The 19,578-nt window shown below is 61.6% G+C and carries 22 protein-coding genes; 9 read left to right on the top strand and 13 right to left on the bottom strand.

The window, feature by feature from the left end:
* Position 1: 1 nt before the first annotated feature.
* The 5 genes from NKI46_RS04840 to NKI46_RS04820 all read right to left on the bottom strand — a co-directional run bounded on the left by NKI46_RS04840 (position 2) and on the right by NKI46_RS04820 (position 4,534).
* A complete protein-coding gene (locus tag NKI46_RS04840) occupies positions 2 to 421 on the bottom strand; it encodes a hypothetical protein (protein ID WP_023684558.1) in 420 nt (139 codons plus the stop codon).
* A gap of 232 nt (positions 422 to 653) precedes the next feature.
* Positions 654 to 1,589, bottom strand: a complete 936-nt coding sequence (locus NKI46_RS04835; protein WP_352745016.1) for a helix-turn-helix domain-containing protein — start codon at positions 1,587 to 1,589, stop codon at positions 654 to 656.
* Between the two features lie 808 nt (positions 1,590 to 2,397).
* Complete coding sequence (locus NKI46_RS04830) at positions 2,398 to 2,598, bottom strand: hypothetical protein (protein WP_352745013.1); 201 nt, start codon at positions 2,596 to 2,598, stop codon at positions 2,398 to 2,400.
* Positions 2,599 to 2,886: 288 nt separating this feature from the next.
* On the bottom strand, positions 2,887 to 3,696 hold the full coding sequence (locus NKI46_RS04825; RefSeq protein WP_023692792.1) for a L,D-transpeptidase: 810 nt from the start codon (positions 3,694 to 3,696) through the stop codon (positions 2,887 to 2,889).
* Positions 3,697 to 3,871: 175 nt separating this feature from the next.
* A complete protein-coding gene (locus NKI46_RS04820) occupies positions 3,872 to 4,534 on the bottom strand; it encodes a haloacid dehalogenase type II (protein ID WP_023834440.1) in 663 nt (220 codons plus the stop codon).
* Between the two features lie 168 nt (positions 4,535 to 4,702).
* Between NKI46_RS04820 and NKI46_RS04815 the strand changes: the two genes are divergently transcribed.
* From NKI46_RS04815 to NKI46_RS04800, 4 genes are all read left to right on the top strand, one after another.
* The gene (locus NKI46_RS04815; RefSeq protein WP_023673688.1) at positions 4,703 to 5,581 is read left to right on the top strand and encodes a branched-chain amino acid aminotransferase; all 879 of its coding nucleotides are present in this window, start codon (positions 4,703 to 4,705) and stop codon (positions 5,579 to 5,581) included.
* Positions 5,582 to 5,686: 105 nt separating this feature from the next.
* Positions 5,687 to 6,289 (top strand): superoxide dismutase, encoded by a 603-nt coding sequence (locus NKI46_RS04810; RefSeq protein ID WP_352745009.1) that lies wholly within the window; start codon positions 5,687 to 5,689, stop codon positions 6,287 to 6,289.
* A 159-nt stretch (positions 6,290 to 6,448) separates the two neighbouring features.
* The gene (locus NKI46_RS04805) at positions 6,449 to 6,886 is read left to right on the top strand and encodes a c-type cytochrome (RefSeq protein ID WP_023684552.1); all 438 of its coding nucleotides are present in this window, start codon (positions 6,449 to 6,451) and stop codon (positions 6,884 to 6,886) included.
* Between the two features lie 9 nt (positions 6,887 to 6,895).
* Positions 6,896 to 7,846: a cytochrome c gene (locus NKI46_RS04800; RefSeq protein ID WP_023738541.1), complete on the top strand. Its 951-nt coding sequence runs from the start codon at positions 6,896 to 6,898 to the stop codon at positions 7,844 to 7,846.
* A gap of 20 nt (positions 7,847 to 7,866) precedes the next feature.
* Here the strand turns inward: NKI46_RS04800 and NKI46_RS04795 are convergent, their stop codons facing one another.
* From NKI46_RS04795 to NKI46_RS04785, 3 genes are all read right to left on the bottom strand, one after another.
* On the bottom strand, positions 7,867 to 8,256 hold the full coding sequence (locus tag NKI46_RS04795) for an SET domain-containing protein (RefSeq protein ID WP_023673684.1): 390 nt from the start codon (positions 8,254 to 8,256) through the stop codon (positions 7,867 to 7,869).
* A 145-nt stretch (positions 8,257 to 8,401) separates the two neighbouring features.
* Positions 8,402 to 9,028, bottom strand: a complete 627-nt coding sequence (locus NKI46_RS04790; RefSeq protein WP_023738542.1) for a LysE family translocator — start codon at positions 9,026 to 9,028, stop codon at positions 8,402 to 8,404.
* Complete coding sequence (locus NKI46_RS04785; RefSeq protein WP_023738543.1) at positions 9,025 to 11,172, bottom strand: S9 family peptidase; 2,148 nt, start codon at positions 11,170 to 11,172, stop codon at positions 9,025 to 9,027. The genes NKI46_RS04790 and NKI46_RS04785 overlap by 4 nt, the downstream gene beginning before the upstream one ends.
* 114 nt (positions 11,173 to 11,286) lie before the next feature.
* Between NKI46_RS04785 and NKI46_RS04780 the strand changes: the two genes are divergently transcribed.
* Positions 11,287 to 11,661: an SH3 domain-containing protein gene (locus NKI46_RS04780; protein ID WP_023702200.1), complete on the top strand. Its 375-nt coding sequence runs from the start codon at positions 11,287 to 11,289 to the stop codon at positions 11,659 to 11,661.
* Between the two features lie 412 nt (positions 11,662 to 12,073).
* The gene (locus NKI46_RS04775) at positions 12,074 to 12,499 is read left to right on the top strand and encodes a Ros/MucR family transcriptional regulator (RefSeq protein ID WP_023673680.1); all 426 of its coding nucleotides are present in this window, start codon (positions 12,074 to 12,076) and stop codon (positions 12,497 to 12,499) included.
* A gap of 126 nt (positions 12,500 to 12,625) precedes the next feature.
* On the opposite strand, the gene NKI46_RS04770 is transcribed toward NKI46_RS04775, so the two are convergent.
* Positions 12,626 to 13,054, bottom strand: coding sequence for a SufE family protein (locus tag NKI46_RS04770; RefSeq protein WP_023738544.1), 429 nt, complete (start codon positions 13,052 to 13,054; stop codon positions 12,626 to 12,628).
* A gap of 117 nt (positions 13,055 to 13,171) precedes the next feature.
* Entirely contained in the window at positions 13,172 to 13,540 is a 369-nt protein-coding gene (locus NKI46_RS04765; protein ID WP_023732038.1) for a DUF5330 domain-containing protein, read from the bottom strand.
* A 532-nt stretch (positions 13,541 to 14,072) separates the two neighbouring features.
* On the opposite strand from NKI46_RS04765, the gene NKI46_RS04760 reads away from it, so the two are divergent.
* From NKI46_RS04760 to NKI46_RS04750, 3 genes are all read left to right on the top strand, one after another.
* Positions 14,073 to 15,818, top strand: a complete 1,746-nt coding sequence (locus NKI46_RS04760) for a sensor histidine kinase (protein ID WP_352745004.1) — start codon at positions 14,073 to 14,075, stop codon at positions 15,816 to 15,818.
* A complete protein-coding gene (locus NKI46_RS04755; RefSeq protein ID WP_023670159.1) occupies positions 15,793 to 16,581 on the top strand; it encodes a peptidoglycan-binding domain-containing protein in 789 nt (262 codons plus the stop codon). The genes NKI46_RS04760 and NKI46_RS04755 overlap by 26 nt, the downstream gene beginning before the upstream one ends.
* A gap of 73 nt (positions 16,582 to 16,654) precedes the next feature.
* On the top strand, positions 16,655 to 17,002 hold the full coding sequence (locus NKI46_RS04750) for a DUF1491 family protein (RefSeq protein WP_023670160.1): 348 nt from the start codon (positions 16,655 to 16,657) through the stop codon (positions 17,000 to 17,002).
* On the opposite strand, the gene NKI46_RS04745 is transcribed toward NKI46_RS04750, so the two are convergent.
* From NKI46_RS04745 to NKI46_RS04735, 3 genes are all read right to left on the bottom strand, one after another.
* Positions 16,989 to 17,993, bottom strand: a complete 1,005-nt coding sequence (locus tag NKI46_RS04745) for a hypothetical protein (RefSeq protein WP_352745001.1) — start codon at positions 17,991 to 17,993, stop codon at positions 16,989 to 16,991. The two genes, NKI46_RS04750 and NKI46_RS04745, sit on opposite strands and share 14 nt — an antisense overlap.
* Positions 17,994 to 18,389: 396 nt before the next feature.
* Positions 18,390 to 18,938 (bottom strand): DUF1254 domain-containing protein, encoded by a 549-nt coding sequence (locus tag NKI46_RS04740; protein WP_352744998.1) that lies wholly within the window; start codon positions 18,936 to 18,938, stop codon positions 18,390 to 18,392.
* A complete protein-coding gene (locus NKI46_RS04735) occupies positions 18,931 to 19,515 on the bottom strand; it encodes a DUF1214 domain-containing protein (RefSeq protein ID WP_023738546.1) in 585 nt (194 codons plus the stop codon). The genes NKI46_RS04740 and NKI46_RS04735 overlap by 8 nt, the downstream gene beginning before the upstream one ends.
* Between the last annotated feature and the right edge of the window lie 63 nt (positions 19,516 to 19,578).

Here is a 19,578-nt window from a genome sequence, read left to right as displayed (position 1 = left end):
GCTAGTTTTTCCTCGCAATTGCCGAGGCGCCCTGATGTGCCGCACCATTCGCCTCGGTGGCCAAAAAATCTTCGAAATTGCGCGTCTTCTCCCGTAACGAGAGACCAACCTTCGCGCCTTGTTTTTCAATCAGCTGATAGGCGCTCGCGACCCATGGCTGCGTCGGTTCTGGAACCGTATGCAGTGCAGCCTCCGTCCGTTCCGGCGGCAGGCTTACCGCCACCAGCGCGCGGCAGAGATCGAAATGAAATCCCGGATCGCCTTCACCACAAGCCGGAGAGGTCAGTCCAAGCACGAAACAGGCCAGGAGATGGTCGAGTTCCGCGGCGCTGATCCGGCTGGCGTATTGGCGTTGCAGTGCAGCCCAGGCCGCTTCGGCCTTAGGCGCGAAGACCTCGATTTCCGCGAATTGAATGTCCATGGGACAATCCGACATGCTGTATCATCTGGTTGCTCCCCCGCCCCAAATGACTTCCATCACGACCATGAGCACATTCGCGGTGCAGGTATTTTGGAATAATCCGGAATCTTTGTAGGAAAATCCGGTATTTGGTCCCTGCGCGACAACTGTGACTGCTCTGCCACACAACCTCGACTATACTGAAGATCAATCGAGGTATCGCCGCGGACAATCATGCGCGCCGCAACAGTCGTTAACGTTGCAGCTTCACCTGCCTGGGGGTTCTGTTCCGGTATCTGGACATGGTGACTGTCAAGTGGCTCTGGTCCGAGAATCCACTGAGATGAGCGACTTCCGCAATCGACAGGTCGCTCTCGATGAGAAGTTTTTCGGCGAAATCGAGACGCAGCCGCAGCAGGTATTTGTGCGGCGGCTCGCCAAAGGTCTTTGTGAATGCCAGGATGAAATGGCTCGGCGAAAGGCCACAGAGTGCGGCCAGCTCTGCCACCGCGATCTTGCTGGAAAAATTTACCTCCAGGAATTCGCGCACCCGCCGGGCGCTGCGGTTCGACAGACCGCCCTTTGGGGCTTGTGGCAACTTTCGCGCTCCTGCGTAGTTCCGAAGCAAATGGACGCCGAACATGGTGACCAACGAATCCACATAGAACTCGTTTGGAGTTTCCCGATCCGTCAGTTCCGCCTTCAGCAACTGCGCGAGTTGCAGCGCCTGAAAGTCGACGGTCCCGAACGGCCGCGGTTGAAGCTCGGCATGGCCGGTGTCGAATTCACGCGTTGCCAGCTCGAAGAGACTCTCGGGGGTGAGCGCCACGATTACGCTCTCCGTAGTGGATGACCGGGTCACCTTGCCGCCGAGATCGGCTGGGACGATCATGATCATGCCGACGTCGCCGTCGTATTCGTGGACTTTGTCGCTGCCCAGCGATGCCGCAATCCCTGGTGAGGGTGTAAGCAGAACCGAAGCGAAATGTTCCGCCGCTTTGAATGTGTGTGATCCCGGCCCATGAACGACATGAGCCGCGCCGCCTCGAAACGTGACCAGGTAGCGCCCCGCGCTTTCCGGTATTCCGTCGAAGATGCGACGATCCGCGCGCCGCCGCTCTGTCCCGGCGCTTTCCTGGACGTTGCCTCTATGTTGCATCTCCGTCTCTGCCACTGCTGCGCCGATCAATCCAATCCTGTGCTGTATCGAGGCGCCCAGAATTGACGTTTGCTCCTGGGCGTTCCTTCGAATCCTACAGATGCTGCTTTATATTGCAAAGAAGAATTTGAGCTCAAATGAAAATTTTACCAGGATTTTGACTATAAATTTACAGGTTTGAATTTTATCCAAGGCTACCTGACTATTTTCCGATCTTATCTTACCATTTTTGCCTAGTTATTGTGCATAGTGTGCCGTCACAATCCAGAGTTGTATTCCGAATATAGATCGCGCGGCCATTGACAGAGCTGGTCGACTATCTGTCATTGCCACGGACGATCCAGCAGCAGTTATCGCCCGAACCATGGCTTCTTTCCCTTGTGCTTCTTCATGGCGGTGGCCAAATGGCCTTGATCCGAAAATCCCGCGAGGTAGGCGACTTCGGCGATGGCGACCCTCCGGGAGCGATCCAGGGCCGCGGACAGAGCATATCCCGCTCCCCGGCATGGTTGCTCTTCTGGGATTGGCATTTTCGGGGATTGTGTCGAGGGCGTGCCGATCGACCCGATCGGCGCCTGCGCTGCGTTCCTGAACCTCGCCCGCATTTTTCATTCAGCCTTGCCTCAGCCGCTTTGCCAGCCCATCGAAATTCCGTGCCGTGCAAACAGCCAACCCGGAAATCCGGACGGTAATTTGTATCCCCCATAGTCCTGCCCAAAGGCAGCGTAGCGCATCCCGCGGATAGAAAAAACATTGTAAGTGAAGAAAAAAGTTCGCGCGAGAAAAACATGGCCTGGCTTGGCCGGCGCTACCGAATTATCCGGCTCACGCAGGCCTGCTAAAGATCGCCTCGGCGTTTCTCGTACAGATCCCAGGACAGCTCGACCATGGCCAGAAGAACGTCTTCCTGGCTCCACCCGGCGGCAACCGCCGCCTTGACAATTCCGCGGACGAGCGGCAGCAATTGGCGCTCGCATTCGGCCGACAGGTTGGCCTCGGCGCCGTCGGGAGGCGGACTATCGAAATCAAATCCCACCATCGGCGTTCCCCCGCCATCAATGATCTAATGAAATGTATGTCTCTGCAATCATACTCCCGTCTAATATACATCAATCGGTAACGAAACACAGCAGCGTCGAGATTGACAGGGCATGGCCGCCCCGATTGCAGCGGCTCCATGGTTCGTCTGGACGTCTTTTTTGGCCTCCTGTTGCCGGCATGCATATCTTGGATGCGAACCCCAGGCATTCGCGTAAAGCTATCGGGATCCTGGCGAGCTTTGCCGCATGGAGCGGAACCTGCCGCTTCATGGCATCGATGAAGTCGATCAGGTCACCGGGCCGAGCAGGACCGAGCCATCCGGCACCCCGCCATCGATCGGGATGGCTCTGCGGTTTGCGCTCGCCGCCATCGGCTGGCCGATGTCGGACGTCACGATGACCGGGCTCTTCGACGGCACGCGGTCGTAGAGGTCGATGATGTCCTGATTTATCAGGCGCACGCAGCCTGACGAGACGGATTTGCCGATCGAGTTCCATTCCGGCGAGCCATGCAGGCGGTAGAGCGTGTCGACGTTGTCGTGGAACAGGTAGAGCGCGCGGGCGCCGAGCGGGTTCTTGAGGCCGCCGGGCATGCCGCCGTTCTTGGCGCTGTATTCTTCCAGTTCAGGCTGGCGGGCGACCATCTCATCGGGCGGCGTCCATTTCGGCCATTTCTGCTTCCACTGGACGACGGCGTCTCCCGACCATTCGAAGCCGGCGCGACCGAGGCCGACGCCGTAACGGATCGCTTGGCCGCCTTCGCGCACCAGATAGAGGAAATGGTTGGTCGTATCGACGATGATGGTGCCTGGCCGCTGGCCGGTCGGATCGGGAACGATCTGGCGTAGGAACTGCGGGTCCATCTTCTTGATCGGGATGGCCGGGAGCTCGAACCCGCTGTCGGAAATCGGGCCGTACATCGTCGCATAGTCGCCGAGCGGCGGCTCGTCATAGGTCGGCGGTGGGGGTTCGACCGGCGCCGGCGCCGGTCCGGTGGTGGTGCAGGCGGAGACCGCAATCGAAGCGGCGCCAAGGGCTGCAGCATTCAGAAAGCCGCGACGGCTCAGGCGATAGGGGTCGATTTCGGTCTTCAACATGGTTGCCTTTTTTAAGTCTCGAATCGCAAGAAAGCGTGAATGCCTTCAAGCGGCGCAGTGGCCGGCCTCCCCCAATGCCTGACGCGATAGGCGGTTCCGATTCTGGCCTGAGGGTGGACAAACAAAGGCGAAGCTGTGACCGCCGTGCCACTGTTGCTCGAAGGCAACAGAGTGATCAGCCGCCGGTCAGCAGGCCTTCAAGCGACGGCAGGATCAGCGCCGGCGGGAAATCCCGGTATTCCTCGGGCTGGTTGGCGCGGTTGATCCATACGGTGCGAAAGCCGAATTTGGTGGCGCCGGCGATGTCCCAGCGGTTGGACGACTGGAACGAGACGGCGCCCGGATAGAGTCGCCAGCCCGTCGCCACCATGTCGTAGGTCGACGGGTCGGTCTTGAAGCGCCTGACGGCGTCGACCGAAAAGATATCGTCCAGCACCTGGTCGAGGGCGGCCGACTTGACCGCCGCTTCCAGCATCTCGGGCGAGCCGTTGGACAGGATTGCGAGCTTGGCGCCGGATGCTTTCAGCGCCTTGAGCACGGCCGGCACTTCCGGATAGCAGTCGAGCCGCCAATAGGCTTCGAGCAGCTTGGCCTTCAGTCCCTTGTCGGCGGAGGGAACCTTGAGCAGGGCGAAATCGAGCGCCTGTTCGGTGAGCTGCCAGAAATCGGCATAGCCGCCCATCAGCGTGCGCACCCAGGAATATTCCAGCTGCTTGGCGCGCCAGATTTCCGAAAGCAGCGGGCCGTCGGGGCCGATCTCGCCGTCATGACGGCGCACGGCTGCGTGCACGTCGAACAACGTGCCATAGGCGTCGAAAACGTAAGCCGCATAATGCATGGCGACAGTTTTGAGGGCAGGCGGCGCAAGGTGCAAGCATCGATTGTAGTCTTGATCGCTTTCTTGGGGCGCTCTGGCCTCAACAAAAACCGCTCCATGCCGGTTGACGGCGCCGGTCAAAGCATCTTCCAATGCTTGGCACAGGCAGCTTTGAAGCGGAACCGAACAATGACACTGGCGACTGCGGCGCTATCGGCGACATGGACCTTCGTCGACGGCGACTGGTACGAAGGCAACGTCGCCATTCTGGGTCCGCGCAGCCACGCCATGTGGCTCGGCACCAGCGTCTTCGACGGCGCCCGCTGGTTCGAAGGCGTCGCCCCCGATCTCGAGCTGCATGCCGCTAGGGTGAACGCATCGGCGACCGCGCTCGGCCTCGCGCCGTCGATGAGCGCCGATGAGATTGTTGGACTGACCTGGGACGGGCTGAAGAAGTTCGACGGCAAGACAGCGGTCTACATCAGGCCGATGTACTGGGCCGAGCATGGCGGCTACATGGGCGTGCCGGCCGATCCGGCCTCGACCCGTTTCTGCCTCTGCCTTTACGAATCGCCGATGATCTCGCCGACCGGTTTTTCGATCACCGTGTCGCCGTTCCGGCGGCCGACCATCGAGACCATGCCGACCAATGCCAAGGCCGGCTGCCTCTATCCCAACAATGGCCGCGCCATACTCGAAGCAAAGGGACGCGGCTTCGACAATGCGCTGGTGCTCGACATGCTGGGCAATGTCGCCGAGACCGGAACCTCGAACATCTTCCTGGTCAAGGACAGCCACGTGTTGACGCCGGCGCCCAACGGCACCTTCCTGTCCGGCATCACCCGCTCGCGCACCATGACGCTGCTTGGCGATTACGGCTTCAAGACCACGGAGAAGATGCTGTCGGTGCGCGACTTTCTTGAAGCCGACGAGATATTTTCGACCGGAAATCATTCCAAGGTCGTGCCGATCACCCGCATCGAGGACCGCGATCTGCAGCCCGGGCCGGTGGCCAAGAAAGCGCGCGACCTTTATTGGGAATGGGCGCATTCGACTTCCGCCGGTTGAGCCGCTAAAAGGCAATTGGCGCTTCATTCCGGAGTTGTTCCAGATCAATGCAGCCCTATCTTAATCCGGTATCCGCACCGGATTTTTCCATGAGGAGTATGACCGATGGCTTTTGAATTGCCCGCCTTGCCCTACGACTACGAGGCCTTGCAGCCTTACATGTCGAAGGAGACGCTGGAGTATCACCACGACAAGCACCACAAGGCTTATGTCGACAACGGCAACAAGCTGGCCGCCGAAGCGGGCCTTGGCGATCTGTCGGTCGAAGAGGTGGTCAAGCAGTCGTTCGGCAAGAATGCCGGCCTCTTCAACAACGCAGCCCAGCACTACAACCACATCCATTTCTGGAAGTGGATGAAGAAGGGCGGCGGCGGCAACAAGCTTCCGGACGCCCTGCAGAAGGCTTTCGACGCCGACCTCGGCGGCTACGACAAGTTCAAGGCCGACTTCATCGCCGCCGGCACCACGCAGTTCGGTTCGGGCTGGGCCTGGGTCTCGGTCAAGGACGGCAAGCTGGCGATATCCAAGACGCCGAACGGCGAGAACCCGCTCGTCCAAGGCGCATCGCCGATCCTCGGCGTCGATGTCTGGGAACATTCCTACTACATCGATTACCGCAACGCGCGGCCGAAATATCTCGAGGCCTTCGTCGACAGCCTCATCAACTGGGACCATGTCCTTGAAATGTACGAAGAGGCGAAAGCCTGATCGACCCAGAGAAGCCCCGGTACTCCGGGGCTTTTCTTTCTCAGCTGAAGCAGCAGGCACACAAAATTCGGCAGAATCCGGCCGGCGGACAGGGAATAATCCCGGCCCGCCCTCCGTTAACGTTAGGTCGCGACCCCTCATCATCCTGGAGCCAATTGAATGAGAAAGCTTGTTATCGCCATCTCTATGCTCAGCCTCGCCGCCTCGGCGGCTTTTGCCGACCCGATCCTCGACCGACAGGGACTGATGAAGGAACGAGGCAAGATCGTCGGCGGCCTGTCAAAAATCGCAAAGGGCGAGGCAGACTTCGATGCCGCCGCCGTGCTGACGGCGCTGCAGGCGCTGCAGGTCAACGCGGAAAAGTTCGATGTCGACACGCTGTTCCCGGCCGGCAGCGACAGCGGTGATACCACCGCCTCGCCCAAAATCTGGAAAGACATGGCGGGCTTCAAATCGACCGAAGACAAGTACCTCGCCGACGTCAAGGCCGCAGTCGCCGCCGCACCCGCCGATGTCGATGCGCTGAAGGCGCAGATCGATACGCTCGGCAGTGATTGCGGCACCTGCCACAAGACCTATCGGGTGAAGAAGAGCTGATCCCGGTCAATGCCCTTGTGGAAAAAATTTGTCGGCGCCGCCCTTGTCCTGGGTGTCGTCGGTGCCGGCGCCGGCTGGCTGTTGTCGGCGCCGGTCAAGCTCGACACTGACACCCTGGCGCAGCTCGGCCCCGGCGACGCCGCCAGGGGCAAGCGCATTTTCAATGCCGGCGGCTGCACCTCCTGTCACGCCAAGCCAGGCTCGCAGGGTGACGCCCGTTTGCAACTGGTCGGCGGCCTCGAGCTCAAGACGCCGTTCGGCACCTTCGTGCCGCCCAACATCTCGCAGGATCCCAAGGACGGCATCGGCGCCTGGACGGTCGAGGACCTTGCCAACGCCATGCTGAAGGGCGTGTCGCCGTCGGGCGAGCATTTCTATCCGGCCTTCCCCTACGCATCCTACGCCCGCATGAAGCCGGCTGATATTGCCGATCTCTATGCGTTCCTGAAGACGCTGCCGGCGGTCGCCGGCAAGGCGCCGGACAATTCCCTGAGTTTCCCCTTCAACATGCGCCGCGGCCTCGGCCTGTGGAAGCGGCTCTATCTCAGCAAGGAGCCGGTGATTGCCTTTGCCGATGGCACGCCTGATCCGGTACTCGCCGGCCGCTATCTGGTCGAGGGGCCTGGCCATTGCGGCGAATGCCACACGCCGCGCGACTTCACCGGCGCCACTAGGAAGAGCCAGTGGCTGGCTGGCGCGTCGGCAGCCGAAGGCAGCGGCGTCGTGCCGAACATCACATCGGGCGAGGGCGGGCTCGGTGACTGGTCGGAAGCCGACATCGCCAACTATCTCGAAACCGGTTTTACCCCCGATTTCGACTCGGTAGGCGGCGCCATGGTCGACGTGCAGCGCAACATGGCCGAACTGCCGCCGGGAGATCGCGCGGCAATAGCCGCCTATCTCAAGGCGGTGCCGCCGCATCCCAACGGCTACCCGGTGCGCAGCAAGCCGGCCAAGTGATCCCGGCTACAGGTGGCGATCTACAGGTGGCGATCGCCGAGGAAGTCGAAGCCCGTCTCGAAGAAATGGCTGTAATTGCAGGTCAGTTCCTCGCCGGGTGCGATGTCGCGCAAGGCATAGGTTTCCTCGGGCGAGGAGACATCGCAATTCGGTTCGTCGTCATGGTTCATGTAGCGGGCGTCGTCGGCTTCGAAGACGATGTAGTTCGGATCCCGGCGGTCTGGATAGGAATAACGGTCGAGATAGTTCTTCACCGGGCCGCTCTCGCCTTCATAGGTCTCGACGTCGATGATCCGGTCGAATCTGGGGTCGAGCTTCCAGACCAGCGTGCCCTTGGCAATGTGGTTCCTGGCGAAAACCCCGATGCCCTGGATCGGTGATTTCTCGAGATAGGTGTCGACGAGCAACATAGTGGCCCCTTTGCGTATGTCATGGTCTGGAAGGTGGCGCGCATGGGTAGCGCGCAGCCATTGCAAATGCGAGTGAAAATGAGCAGCCCGGAATTCAAAAAGTGACGACCGGCGCGCCTCGACGGGCGCGCTTTTCGCTTCGACATCAGCGCTGCTGCAAGGCCAGACGAACGCCTAACGCGCAGTAGATGCCGCCAACCACCTTGCCTTGCCATTTCACCACCGACGGATTGCGGCGCAGGAACGTGCCGAGCCGGCCCGCACTCACGGCAAAGACGACTGTGCTGAAAAGGCCGAGCAGAACAAAGATTATGCCCAGCGTCATCATCTGGAGCATCACCGATCCGTTTTCAGGCCGCACGAACTGGGGCAGGAAGGCGAGGAAGAAAAGCGCCGTCTTTGGATTAAGCACTTCGGTCAGGACAGCTTGACGAAACGCCTTGCTGGCGGAGATCGCGAGTGCGCCGGCAGTAGGGTCGGCCGGTATTCTCTCGATGATTGCGCGGATGCCGAGGTAAACGAGATACGCCGCGCCGATGTATTTTACGACGCTGAACAGCGTTGCCGAAGTGGCGATGATCGCCGAAATGCCGACCATCGCCATGATGGTATGGAACACATCGCCAGCCGCGACGCCCGCGCCCGTCGCGACGCCAACCCTGGTTCCGGAACTCGTCGCTCGCGCGACCGTCAAAAGCGTGGCTGGGCCTGGAATAAACACAAAGCCAAGCACAACCGCTATGTAAGCCGTCAAGGTGGATAGATCGATCATTGCGACGCCTCCGTTGCATTCTCAGCCTTGCCCGTAACCTCGGGTTCGGGCTTGGCCGTAACCTTGAGCGCGAAGGAGTAGGTATAGGCGATCTCCTCCAGCCTTGAAAAGCGGCCGGAGGCGCCGGCATGGCCGGAATCCATGTTGATCTTGAACAGCACCGGATTGTCGCCGCTCTTGCGCTCGCGCAGCCGCGCCACCCATTTGGCCGGCTCCCAATAGGTGACGCGCGGATCGGTGAGGCCGGCCAGCGCCAGTATCGGCGGGTAGTCGTGATCGGCGACATTGTCATAGGGTGAGTAGGCGGCGATCGTTTGGTAATCTTCCGCCGACGCGATCGGGTTGCCCCATTCCGGCCACTCCGGCGGCGTCAGCGGCAAGCTTGCGTCGAGCATCGTGGTCAGCACGTCGACAAAGGGGACCTCGGCAACGATGGCGCCGAAATTTTGCGGCGCCATGTTGGCGATCGCACCCATCAGCATGCCGCCGGCCGAGCCGCCTTGCGCGACGATGCGGTCGTGTTGGGTGTAACGCTCGGCGACGAGATGCTGCGCGACGGCGATGAAATCGGTGAACGTGTTCATCTTGTGCGCCCGCTTGCCGTCGTCATACCAGCCATAGCCCTTGTCCTTGCCGCCGCGGACATGGGCGATGGCAAAGACAAAGCCACGGTCGACCAGCGAGAACCAGTTGGTGTTGAACGCCGACGGGATGGCAATGCCGTAAGAGCCGTAGCCGTAAAGCAGGCACGGTGCGGAGCCATCGAGCGGCGTGTCGCGGTGATGCAGCAGCGAGACCGGCACCAGTTCGCCATCGGCGGCCGGCGCCATCAGCCGGCGCGTGACATAATGATCCGGACTGTGACCGGACGGCACTTCCTGGGTCTTCAGCAGCACACGCTCGCGGCTGCGCATATTGTAGTCGAAGACCTGCGCCGGGGTCGTCATCGACGAATAGGTGAAGCGCATGATCTCGGTGTCGTATTCATAGGACCCCGACAGGCCGAGCGAGAACGCCTCTTCGTCGAACGAGATCAGATGCTCCTCGCCGCTGCGGCGATCGCGCACGACGATGCGCGGCAGCCCTTCCTTGCGTTCGAGCCTGACCATATGATCCCTGAAGCCGACCACCGACAGGATCAGCCGGCCTTGCTCGTGCGCCACCAGCTCGTCCCAGTTGGCGCGAACCGGGTCATCAGCCGGCGCCGTCATGATCTTGAAGTCCTTGGCGCCGTCGGCATTGGTGAGGATGAAGAAGATGTCGCCGCCTTCTTCCAGATCATATTGCAGGCCGGTCTCGCGCTTTGCCACCAGCTTTGGCTCGGCGAAAGGCTCATCGGCGCGCATCAGGTGATATTCCGAGGTTTCGTGATCGTTGATCCCGATCATGATCCATTCGTTGGAGCGCGTGCCGCCGACATCCATGAAGAAGCCGGGATCGGTTTCCTCATAGATCAGCCGGTCATTAAGGGGGCTGCCGCCGAGCGCGTGGAACAGCACCTTGGACGGACGATGATTGTCGTCGAGCCTTGTGTAGAAGAAACCGTCATCGGCGGCATTCCAGACGCCGCCACCACTGGTGGCCTCGATCTGGTCGCTCAGTTCCTTGCCGCTGGTGAGATCGCGCACGCGAAGTGTGAAGAATTCAGAGCCCTTGTCGTCGAACGCCCACAACAGCTTGCGGTGATCGGCCGCATGGTCGACGCCGCCGAGGCGGAAATAGGGCTTGCCCTCGGCTTCCGCGTCGCCATCGAGCAGGATCTGCTCATCGCCGCCATCGCGCGGCATGCGGAAATAGCGGGGCTGTTCGCCGCCAAACTTGAAGGATGAGCCGTAAGCATAGGGGCCATCCTTCATCGGCACCGTCGAATCATCTTCCTTGATGCGCCCCTTCATCTCGCCGAACAGCTGCTTCCGAAGCTCTAGCGTATCGGCCATAAGCACTGCTTGATAGGCGTTTTCGGCTTCGAGATGGGCGCGGATGCGGCCCTCAAGCAGGGAAGGGTCCCTGAACATCGCCTGCCAGTTCTCGGCCCTCAGCCAGGCATAGTCATCTGTGCGGGTAATGCCGTGATGCGTGTCGAAGACGGGGTGTTTCTCGGGGCTCGGCGGGCTGGCGGTCGGAAAAGCTGAGGTCTTGGTCATTGCGTCTCACTGAAGAAATTACTTGAATGGCAAATGAACACGCCGATCAGCGCGGGTTCAAGGGCCGGGATGTATTGGTTGCGGCGGGCTCGGGAGATGAGCCAAAAGGAGAGGATGATGAATTTCCATATCAACACCGCTGCGGCTCTCGCCGTCGTCGCTTCGACCGTTCTGGCTTTCACCGGCCAGTCTCATGCAACCGCGTTCGCCGCTTGGCAAGTGGCTGGCGTGCCGTTCGGCGACACGCTCAACGTTCGCAAATATCCGTCCGGCACCTCGCAGAAGCAGGCCGCCTATCCCAACGGGACGATCCTGCAGATGACCGGCAAGTGCACCGGCGGCTTGAATCTTCTGGAGATCGCCGGCCAGCCGCACTGGAAACAGAAACAGGCAATTCGCTATCAATGGTGTCAAGTTTGGCACGACCCGGCGCAAAATGGTGGTTTTGTTAGTGGCTGGGTCTATGGAAAATATCTCACGCCGTATTGAATCCGGTCAGACCGAATATCTTCTTCGGCGTGTTTCGCCAACGCTTTGCAACTTGCGGTTTGGTACGAATCCGACAATCAGCTGCCCAAACCTTGAAGCATAGACGAAGCATCGCTGCCCATTTTATGAGTCCCTGCTGATTTAGCGATGGCGTGACCTTACGTCATGCTAGTCCTGGTCCGACCAGAAAATATCGCGAAGTTACAGAGTGCACGAAAGATTGAAGCTGAAGAGCGACTATTCGATGAATATCGTTGAATATAGCGCAAGATGCGAATTGACTTACTTTGTCTGTGGGCTCATTAAGATGCCCGGACGCGAATCCATGAAGCTCTTCCCGCGTGAAATTCGCGCCATGCCCGATCTTCCAAAAAGGGCGCAAACAGAAACATCCTTCGTTGGGGCCTAAACCATGGATATCGTCGAAACACCTTCCAGAAATAGCGATGCGCTGATCGAGCTGACCGCCGATGTGGTGGCAGCCTATGTCAGCAACAATCCCGTGCCGGTCGGCGAATTGCCGAACCTTATCGCTGATGTCCATGCCGCTCTCGGGCGCGTGGGCGGAGCAAGCGAACAGCCTCCGGCCGACAAGCAGAAGCCTGCGGTAAACCCGAAGCGCTCTGTTCATGACGATTACATCGTCTGCCTTGAAGATGGCAAGAAGTTCAAGTCGCTGAAGCGCCACCTGATGACCCATTACGGTCTGACGCCCGATGAATACCGCGAGAAGTGGAATCTCGACGCCAGCTATCCGATGGTTGCCCCCAACTATGCCGCTGCCCGTTCGCAGCTGGCCAAGAAGATGGGCCTCGGCCGCAAGCGCAAGGGGCGGTAACACCGGCTCCAATGGACAAGATCAACGGCGCCCCTTACGGCGCCGTTTTGTTTCTAGAACAATTCCAGGAAAACTGCCCAGCGCTTTCTCTTGGGAATTGCGTCGAAAGAAGAGAAGATAGAGCAATCAAGCAGTCTGCTTGAGAGCCATCTCGGCGTCGCGCTTGATGCGCTTGACCATTGAGCGCAGGCCATTGGCCCGCTGTGGCGACAGATGTTCGTCGAGGCCAAGCGACCTCAGCGTCGCCTCGGCGTCCGTTTTAAGGATCTGGCTGGCAGTCCGTCCCGAAAACAGCGCCAGCATGATGGCGACCAGACCGCGTACGATATGAGCGTCTGAATCGCCTGTGAAGGTGATGACCGGATCGGCGCCCGGCGCTCGGCTCGTGGTCAGCCAGACCTGGCTGACGCAGCCCGGCACCTTGTTGGCGGCGTTGCGTTCGGCGTCGGGAAATGGCGGCAGCGCTTCGCCGAGCTCGATCACATAGCGATAGCGGTCTTCCCACTCGTCGAGCAGGGAGAAGTCGTCGCGGATCGTCTGGATCGTCGTGGCCATTGCTCGGGATATAGTCATCCGCGGCTGCGGCGTCACGGAAAAAGAAGAAAAGCACCGCAGGCATCGAGAGGTCCGACCGGCCTGCGGTGTCGCTGTAGATACCAGCTGAAACGGTGTTTAGTTCTTCGCCACCAGCTTGGCAGGTATGTTGACTGTCGCCGGCAGCACGATGTCCTCGGCGACGCTGCCGGTGGCCAGCGATGTATCGGGCGAGGTCTCGGCGCTCTTGTCGTCCAGCATGGCGGCGGCGATCTTGGCGGTTTCCTTGGCCCGGGCGCTGATCGTATGCATCGCCGACTTGCCGGTTTCGCAGACGTCCGGCTTGCGCTCGCAAATGCCGGCGATGTCGCCGACCGCTTCGCGCGCCGCAAAAAGCGCCTGGAACGGCCCGACGCTCTCGCGGCCATCCTCGTCGGGGCCGACGGTCAGCGGCAGCGCCAGCAACACCAGCGAAAACCAGAACGCCATTCTTATCAAAAAGCCCATCGATCTGCCCTCTCGTCCAATGACCGGATCATGCGTCCATGCGCAATGACCTCTTTATATCAGCGACAATGGCACATGAGGCGCAAAGGACGGCTTTCCTGCTCAGCGAAAATTTTCCTCAAATTTTAGGCAAATTCGAAGCGAGGCGTTTTGCAGTGCATTAGCCTCAAATGCCGGCGATTTTCTTAACCTTGCAGTAACCATCTAAGCGATTGTTGCGCATGGATATCTTCAGAAGAGCAGGCATGCCGGCTCAGGGTTTCGCAGCCACGGGCACGCCCTTTGCACATAACGCTCCGTTTACTATGGCCACAAATGGCGGTGCATTCCGGTGCCGGCGCTCCAATTTTTGCCGCAGCGCGCTCGTTGTTCGGGTCAGCCTTATTCATTCCTTAAACGCTGGATGCGAGTTTCAAACAAGCAAAAGCGACCTGCAAAGCAGGGGCAGTCACGACCGGGTGCGAGTGCGTTGAGTTTGACAACTGCCAGATATATTGAACTGCCTGGCGCGCTGGCGGCTGGTTGCGAACGCATGGTCCATCCGGCCATCATCGGCCAGGGCGATCGCCTGCGCCAGCGCCGGTTCATCGGCATCATGCTTGCCGCTCCGTTCTTCGCCGCCGGTGCGGCGGTGACACTGGTCACCTCGGGCATGGGCGCCGCCGTCACCGTCGCAACCATTTTCGCCGCCTTCGGTCTTTGCTGGTTCGCCGCCTTGCTGGTGGCGGCGTCAGGCAAGATGACGCTGGCAGCCCAGGTTGCCCTTGCCGCCGGCGGTCTTGCCCTTGCCGGCGCCGTCGCGGCAGCAGGCGGCCTGGCGTCGCCGGTTGCGCTGCTGTCTCTGGCACTGCCATTCGAGGCCTGGTGGATCGGCGGTTCAAAGCGCGCGGCACTTTGGGGCGGCCTCTCAGCCTTGGCCGCAATGCTGCTGCAGCCCTTTGTCGGCTCTGTCGTCCCGCTCGGCGGGGCGCAAGTCGCGGCGTGGCACTGGCTGCTGCCGCTCGCCTGGGGCCTGACGCTGGTTCCCCGGCTCGCAGCCCTCGGCGATGCCGCACGCGCGCAGCCCGCGCTGCTTCCAAACGACCGCCTTGAAGACATGATCGACGCCGTTGTCCTGCATGTCGCCCGGCATGGCGAGGTCCTGGATGCCTCGGCCAAGGCGCGCACCATCCTGAAGCTGCCGCCGGAACTGCTTTTCGGCGCCGGCCTGTTCGACCGCATCCACCTGTCCGATCGCGTCGCTTATCTCAGCGCGCTTGCCGACATGCGCGATGGCGCCCTGGCGCGCCGGCTCGATCTTCGGGTAAGGCTGCCGCAGGACGGCAGCGCCTCAACGGCCGACAATTACCGGCCATTTCAGCTCGAACTGATGCGCGCCGAAGAGCAGCAGGAGACCTTCACTCTGCTGCTGCGCGAGAACGACGAGACTGCCGAATTGCGCGACGAGCTTGCTGCCGCCAATGAGGCCGCAGCGTCGGCAGAGGTGGCGAAGGGCCGCTTCCTGGCGGTCGTCAGCCATGAGCTTCGGACGCCGCTCAACGCCATCATCGGTTTTTCCGACATGCTGCTGCATGAGATGTTCGGCGGCTTCAAGGACCCGCGCCAGAAGGAGTATGTCGGCCTGGTGAAGGAGTCGGGCCAGCATCTGCTTGCCGTCGTCACCTCCATCCTTGATGTCTCGAGGATCGAGGCCGGCGCCTACGCGACCGAGCCCGAACCGTTCCGCTTTATCGAAGCGGTCGAGATGTGCCAGTCGATGATGCAGCTGCAGGCCAATGCCAAGAACATCGGACTCCAGGCGCAGATTGCGCCGGACGCCGGCGAGATCAATGCCGACCGTCGTGCCGTGCAGCAGATCCTGATCAACCTCATCTCCAATGCGGTCAAGTTCACGCCCGATGGCGGCAATGTCGTCGTCGGCGCCAAGCGGATCGGCTCGCGGCTGCATTTCTGGGTCAGGGACACCGGCATCGGCATCGCCGAGGAAGATTTTGTCAATCTCGGCAAGCCGTTCATGCAGATCCAGAACGACTATACGCGCCGCTTCGAGGGCACCGGGCTCGGCCTGTCGCTGGTCAAGGGCCTGGTGGCGCTGCACGACGGCACGATGTCGATCGAAAGCATGCCGGGCGAGGGGACGACGGTCACGATCAGCCTGCCGGTGAACGGGCCGAAGAGGAGCGCGACCGACAGGAACGGCGTGCTGCCGATGCCCGCGACCAGGACGAAAGGCGACGCGAAAGGGGACAGGAATGGCTCGCTCCGCAAAACAGCCTAAGGCGGTCAAGCGCCGCAGCGGCGCGTTCGAGGCCGGCGCGATTGCGCTGGGCGGCGCGATCTCGCGCAATCCGGTCCTGGTCGGCGGCTCGACCGCCTTCCTGGTGACGCTGTTCTACGTTTCCGCCAACGCGCTGTGGTACCAGCCCTTTCCGCACGCCGGCGCCTTCTTCGCCACCCGCAGCATCGAGGGTTTTCCGCACCCCGGCGCGGACGAACCCGAAACCACCATCAACATCCTGCGGCCCGGCCCGGCTCCGGTCAAAAGCGATCCGACCGTCGAGCAGGTCCAGGGCATCCTGAAGGATCTCGATTTCTACACGGGAACGGTCGACGGCATTTCCGGGCCGAATACCCAAAAGGCGATCCAGGCATACCAGCAGAAAGTTGGCCTGCCGGCCTCCGGTGAGATCGACGCCGTCCTGCTCGACCAGCTCGGCGCCAAGCAGACAACAGCTGGCATCCCGCATCCTGTGCCGAGGCCCGTGGATATGGCCGCCGCTCGAGTTGCCGCGCCCGAGGCCGCGCCTGCGCCCATCCCGGTTTCCGCGCCGGTATCCGCCCAGGCGCCCGATGCCCGCATCGTCAAGATCCAGGCCGGCCTGAAGGCATTCGGCAATGACGACATGCAGCTCGACGGCGTCGTCGGCGCCCGCACCAAGGCGGCGATCAAGGAATTCCAGTCGCTATTCGGCCTGCCGGAAACGGGCGAGCCCGACGAGGTCGTCTACGTTAAGATGCGCGAGATCGGCCTGACCAATTGAGTGGTCAAGACGACCGCTCGCGGATAGACGAAAATCCGGCTAAGACGCCGCGCATGTCCTCCGGAGCCTCGTCATGCGCGTAACCACCGAGTTTTGGGTGTCGGCCCTGCTGCGCCGTGTTTTCGGCGCCGGCGGCTTTGCGGCCGTCGTCAAGCGCGGCGCGACCGAGGCCGGCGCTGTCTTCGTGCTCTCCCGCGGCAGGCTGGGCGACGTCTCCCTGTTCGGCCCGGCGCCCCAGACGAGCTACGATTCGGACAAACCGGATGATCGCTTTTTCACGCTGCTCGGCGCCGGCGACGATGCCGCCGCGCTTGACGCCAGGCTTGAGCGGGAGAAAAAATTCGATCCCGACATCTGGGTGGTCGAGATCGAGGCCGCAACGGTTTCCGTCGAGGAGCTTCTCTCCGTCAAGACGCCTTGAGGCTGGCCCCTAGGCTGGCTTTGTCGACGTCCGGCGCTTGGTCGCCATTCGCGGCGACAGGGGTGTTGCCGCGCACCGCTCGCGACAATGTTTCGGCCTTCCAGCCGCGCACCTTGTCGAGCGCCGCCTCGTGGTGCAGCAGCCGGTATCGGTCGAGGAAGATGCGGATCGCCTGCGGGTGCGGAAACTCCCGGGGGTAAACCGCGACCACGATCAGGAATGCCCTGTCCTCGCTGAGGTCGAGCGCCCGCAGCGCGGCGAGCAACGAGACATAGCTCGAATGCTCGGTCAGCGACCGCGCCGTGGAGAAGTCGATGTCGAGCGCGTCGGCAAGCGCGGTCTGAAAGAAGGCGGCTTTGCCGGTCAGCGCCGTCTCGCGCAGCTTGCTGTAAGTTGCTGAGCCGACGAAGGGATTGACCGATGTCGCCTCGCCCTCGGCGAGCATCATCGAGCGCAGGCGGCGCCTGGCGGTTTCGGCGGCGCTGCCGGGCAGTTTTGGTGCGCTGGGAGCGGCGGCAGCGGCTTCGGCGCCCGCCACGTCGGCGATCGGCTCGGGCTGCCGCACGCGCACCAGGGTCGGCTTTTCCAGCGCCTTGATCAACTGCGCGATGGTCGGGTTCAAATCCTTGCGGCGGGCAATGGCGCGCGCATGCGGCAGGCCGTGGCGGCCGATCAACGCGATCAGGTCGATGTCGCCCAGCGCCCGCGAACGGACGAGCAAGGGGGCGCAGACATCGACCGGCTCCTCGCAAAGCCGCCGCACCAGGGCGGCCGGCGCATATTCGCATTCGGACAGGGCGGCGGCGACATAGCGGCGCGATTCGACCGGCACGCTGTCGAACAGCGGCAGCGTCAGATCCTCGAGCTGGGCGATCTCGCGGCGCGACGGGCGGGTCAGCGAGCAGAACGCCGACACGGCGGCGCGAAACAGCCTTTCGGCTTTTCCCGATTCCGTCCGTATGGCGATTTGCCTGAAATCCGAAGCTGACACGGAAGATACGCCCGACACTCGACACAACCCGGACCATGCTCAACCGCAACTGTGTCGGTTTCGCGCAAGGCCTGGAACAAACATCAAATTAGCCGCGATCCGTTAGCGCTCCGTTAACCCTCTGCCGGCCTTAATCACATTTGGAGGCGTTGCGTTGTGCTCCGGGGCAACCGAGAGGAATACGCGAACCATGGGCATGGTACTGTCTTTCGTGCCGCGATCGGCACCAGTCAATCGAGCAGTTCAGGACACCGGTACGCCGGCGGCGGTGATCATTTTTCCCGGCGTCCGCTACGAGCATCCGCCATTGGCAGGCCAGGCGCGGCCGGCGGACAAGCCGGGCACACCACGGACGCCTGTTCCGCACCACTGAGTTTGCTGGTCGTCGGGCTGAGGTCAGTAGTCCTGCAGTTCGCAGGAGCTCTGGTCCAGGAACTGCGACACTAACGGCTTCCAGCTGTCGTCAGGCACGAAGGCGCGGATGACGAAAATGCCTTCCTCGATCGGCGCCTCGACGAAGATCGCCCCTTGCAGGTCTTCGGGAAGCTCCCTGCGCACGTCGATCATCTGTGCCGGGGTCAGCACCACGGTGTCCAGCTTGTTGCCGGTCGCCGTGCGATCGTTAAAGGAATAGAAATTGTGGCCATTGCGGTCATAGACCGACACCGACCAGAACGGCACGCTGCCCGGCGCCTTGATCCGCACCATGCCTTCGGCAAGGTCGAAGCGGCAGGCGGCGGCGTAAAACAGCGGATCTACCGACTTCACCACCGGCGCGCCGCCCGCCTCGGCATCCAGCCTTGTCATCTTGTAGAGGTCGGACGCCATCGCCAGCCGTGACCAGGCGTCGCGCTCGGTAAAGTCCGGCACCAGCAAAAGCACCACGATGTGGATGATGCCGGCGCCGACCAGGCCGAGCAGGATGGCGTGCAGCAGCCTACGCATTGCAGCCAGCCTTGACGATCCGGGGCAGCGACACGTCGGAAAGGCCGGTGCTTGAGGCAATCGGCGTGTCGTAGAAGGTGAGCACGAAATACATCCGGCCAAAACCTTCGGTCAGAAGCCAATTGCCGGGGGCCGGACGGTTGCCGACGGCAATGATCACCGAATTGTCGGGCTGACGCAGCACCTGGTAGGATTGCAGCGCCGCCAGCCTTGGCTTGCCGGTGTCGACCACGCCGAGCGATTGATCCGCGGCATAGAGCGTCCAGAACCGGGCGGTGGGGAAACTGCCCTCGATCCTGTAGTCGCATTGCCGCTGAAGCTCATCGCCGGCCGCATCGCGTTCGGCGATGAAGGACAAGCCCTCGGCCTTGCCGAGCGCCAGCACGCCTTCACGCGCCACGCGCGCCTTGGAATAGGGGTCGGCATCTTGCGTGCCGATCTCGGGAAAGGCGGTCCATTCGCCGATGCTGATCGCGCCGACGCCGCTCTGCGCCTGCAGCGCATACCAGACGCTGCCGCCGCCGAGGCCGATGGCTATGGCAAGCGAAAGCAGCGTGAAAAAGGCGGTCTTGAGCATGAAGAACCGGGACGAGAGAATTATCGTTCGGGGATATAGCGGGGCAGGCCACAGAGCAAGCAG

This window comes from Mesorhizobium sp. M0615, assembly GCF_040320805.1.
In the GTDB taxonomy this organism is placed as follows: domain Bacteria; phylum Pseudomonadota; class Alphaproteobacteria; order Rhizobiales; family Rhizobiaceae; genus Mesorhizobium.
The sequence above is the reverse complement of the archived record's forward strand: the minus strand, read 5'-3'. Positions and strand labels throughout refer to the sequence as shown.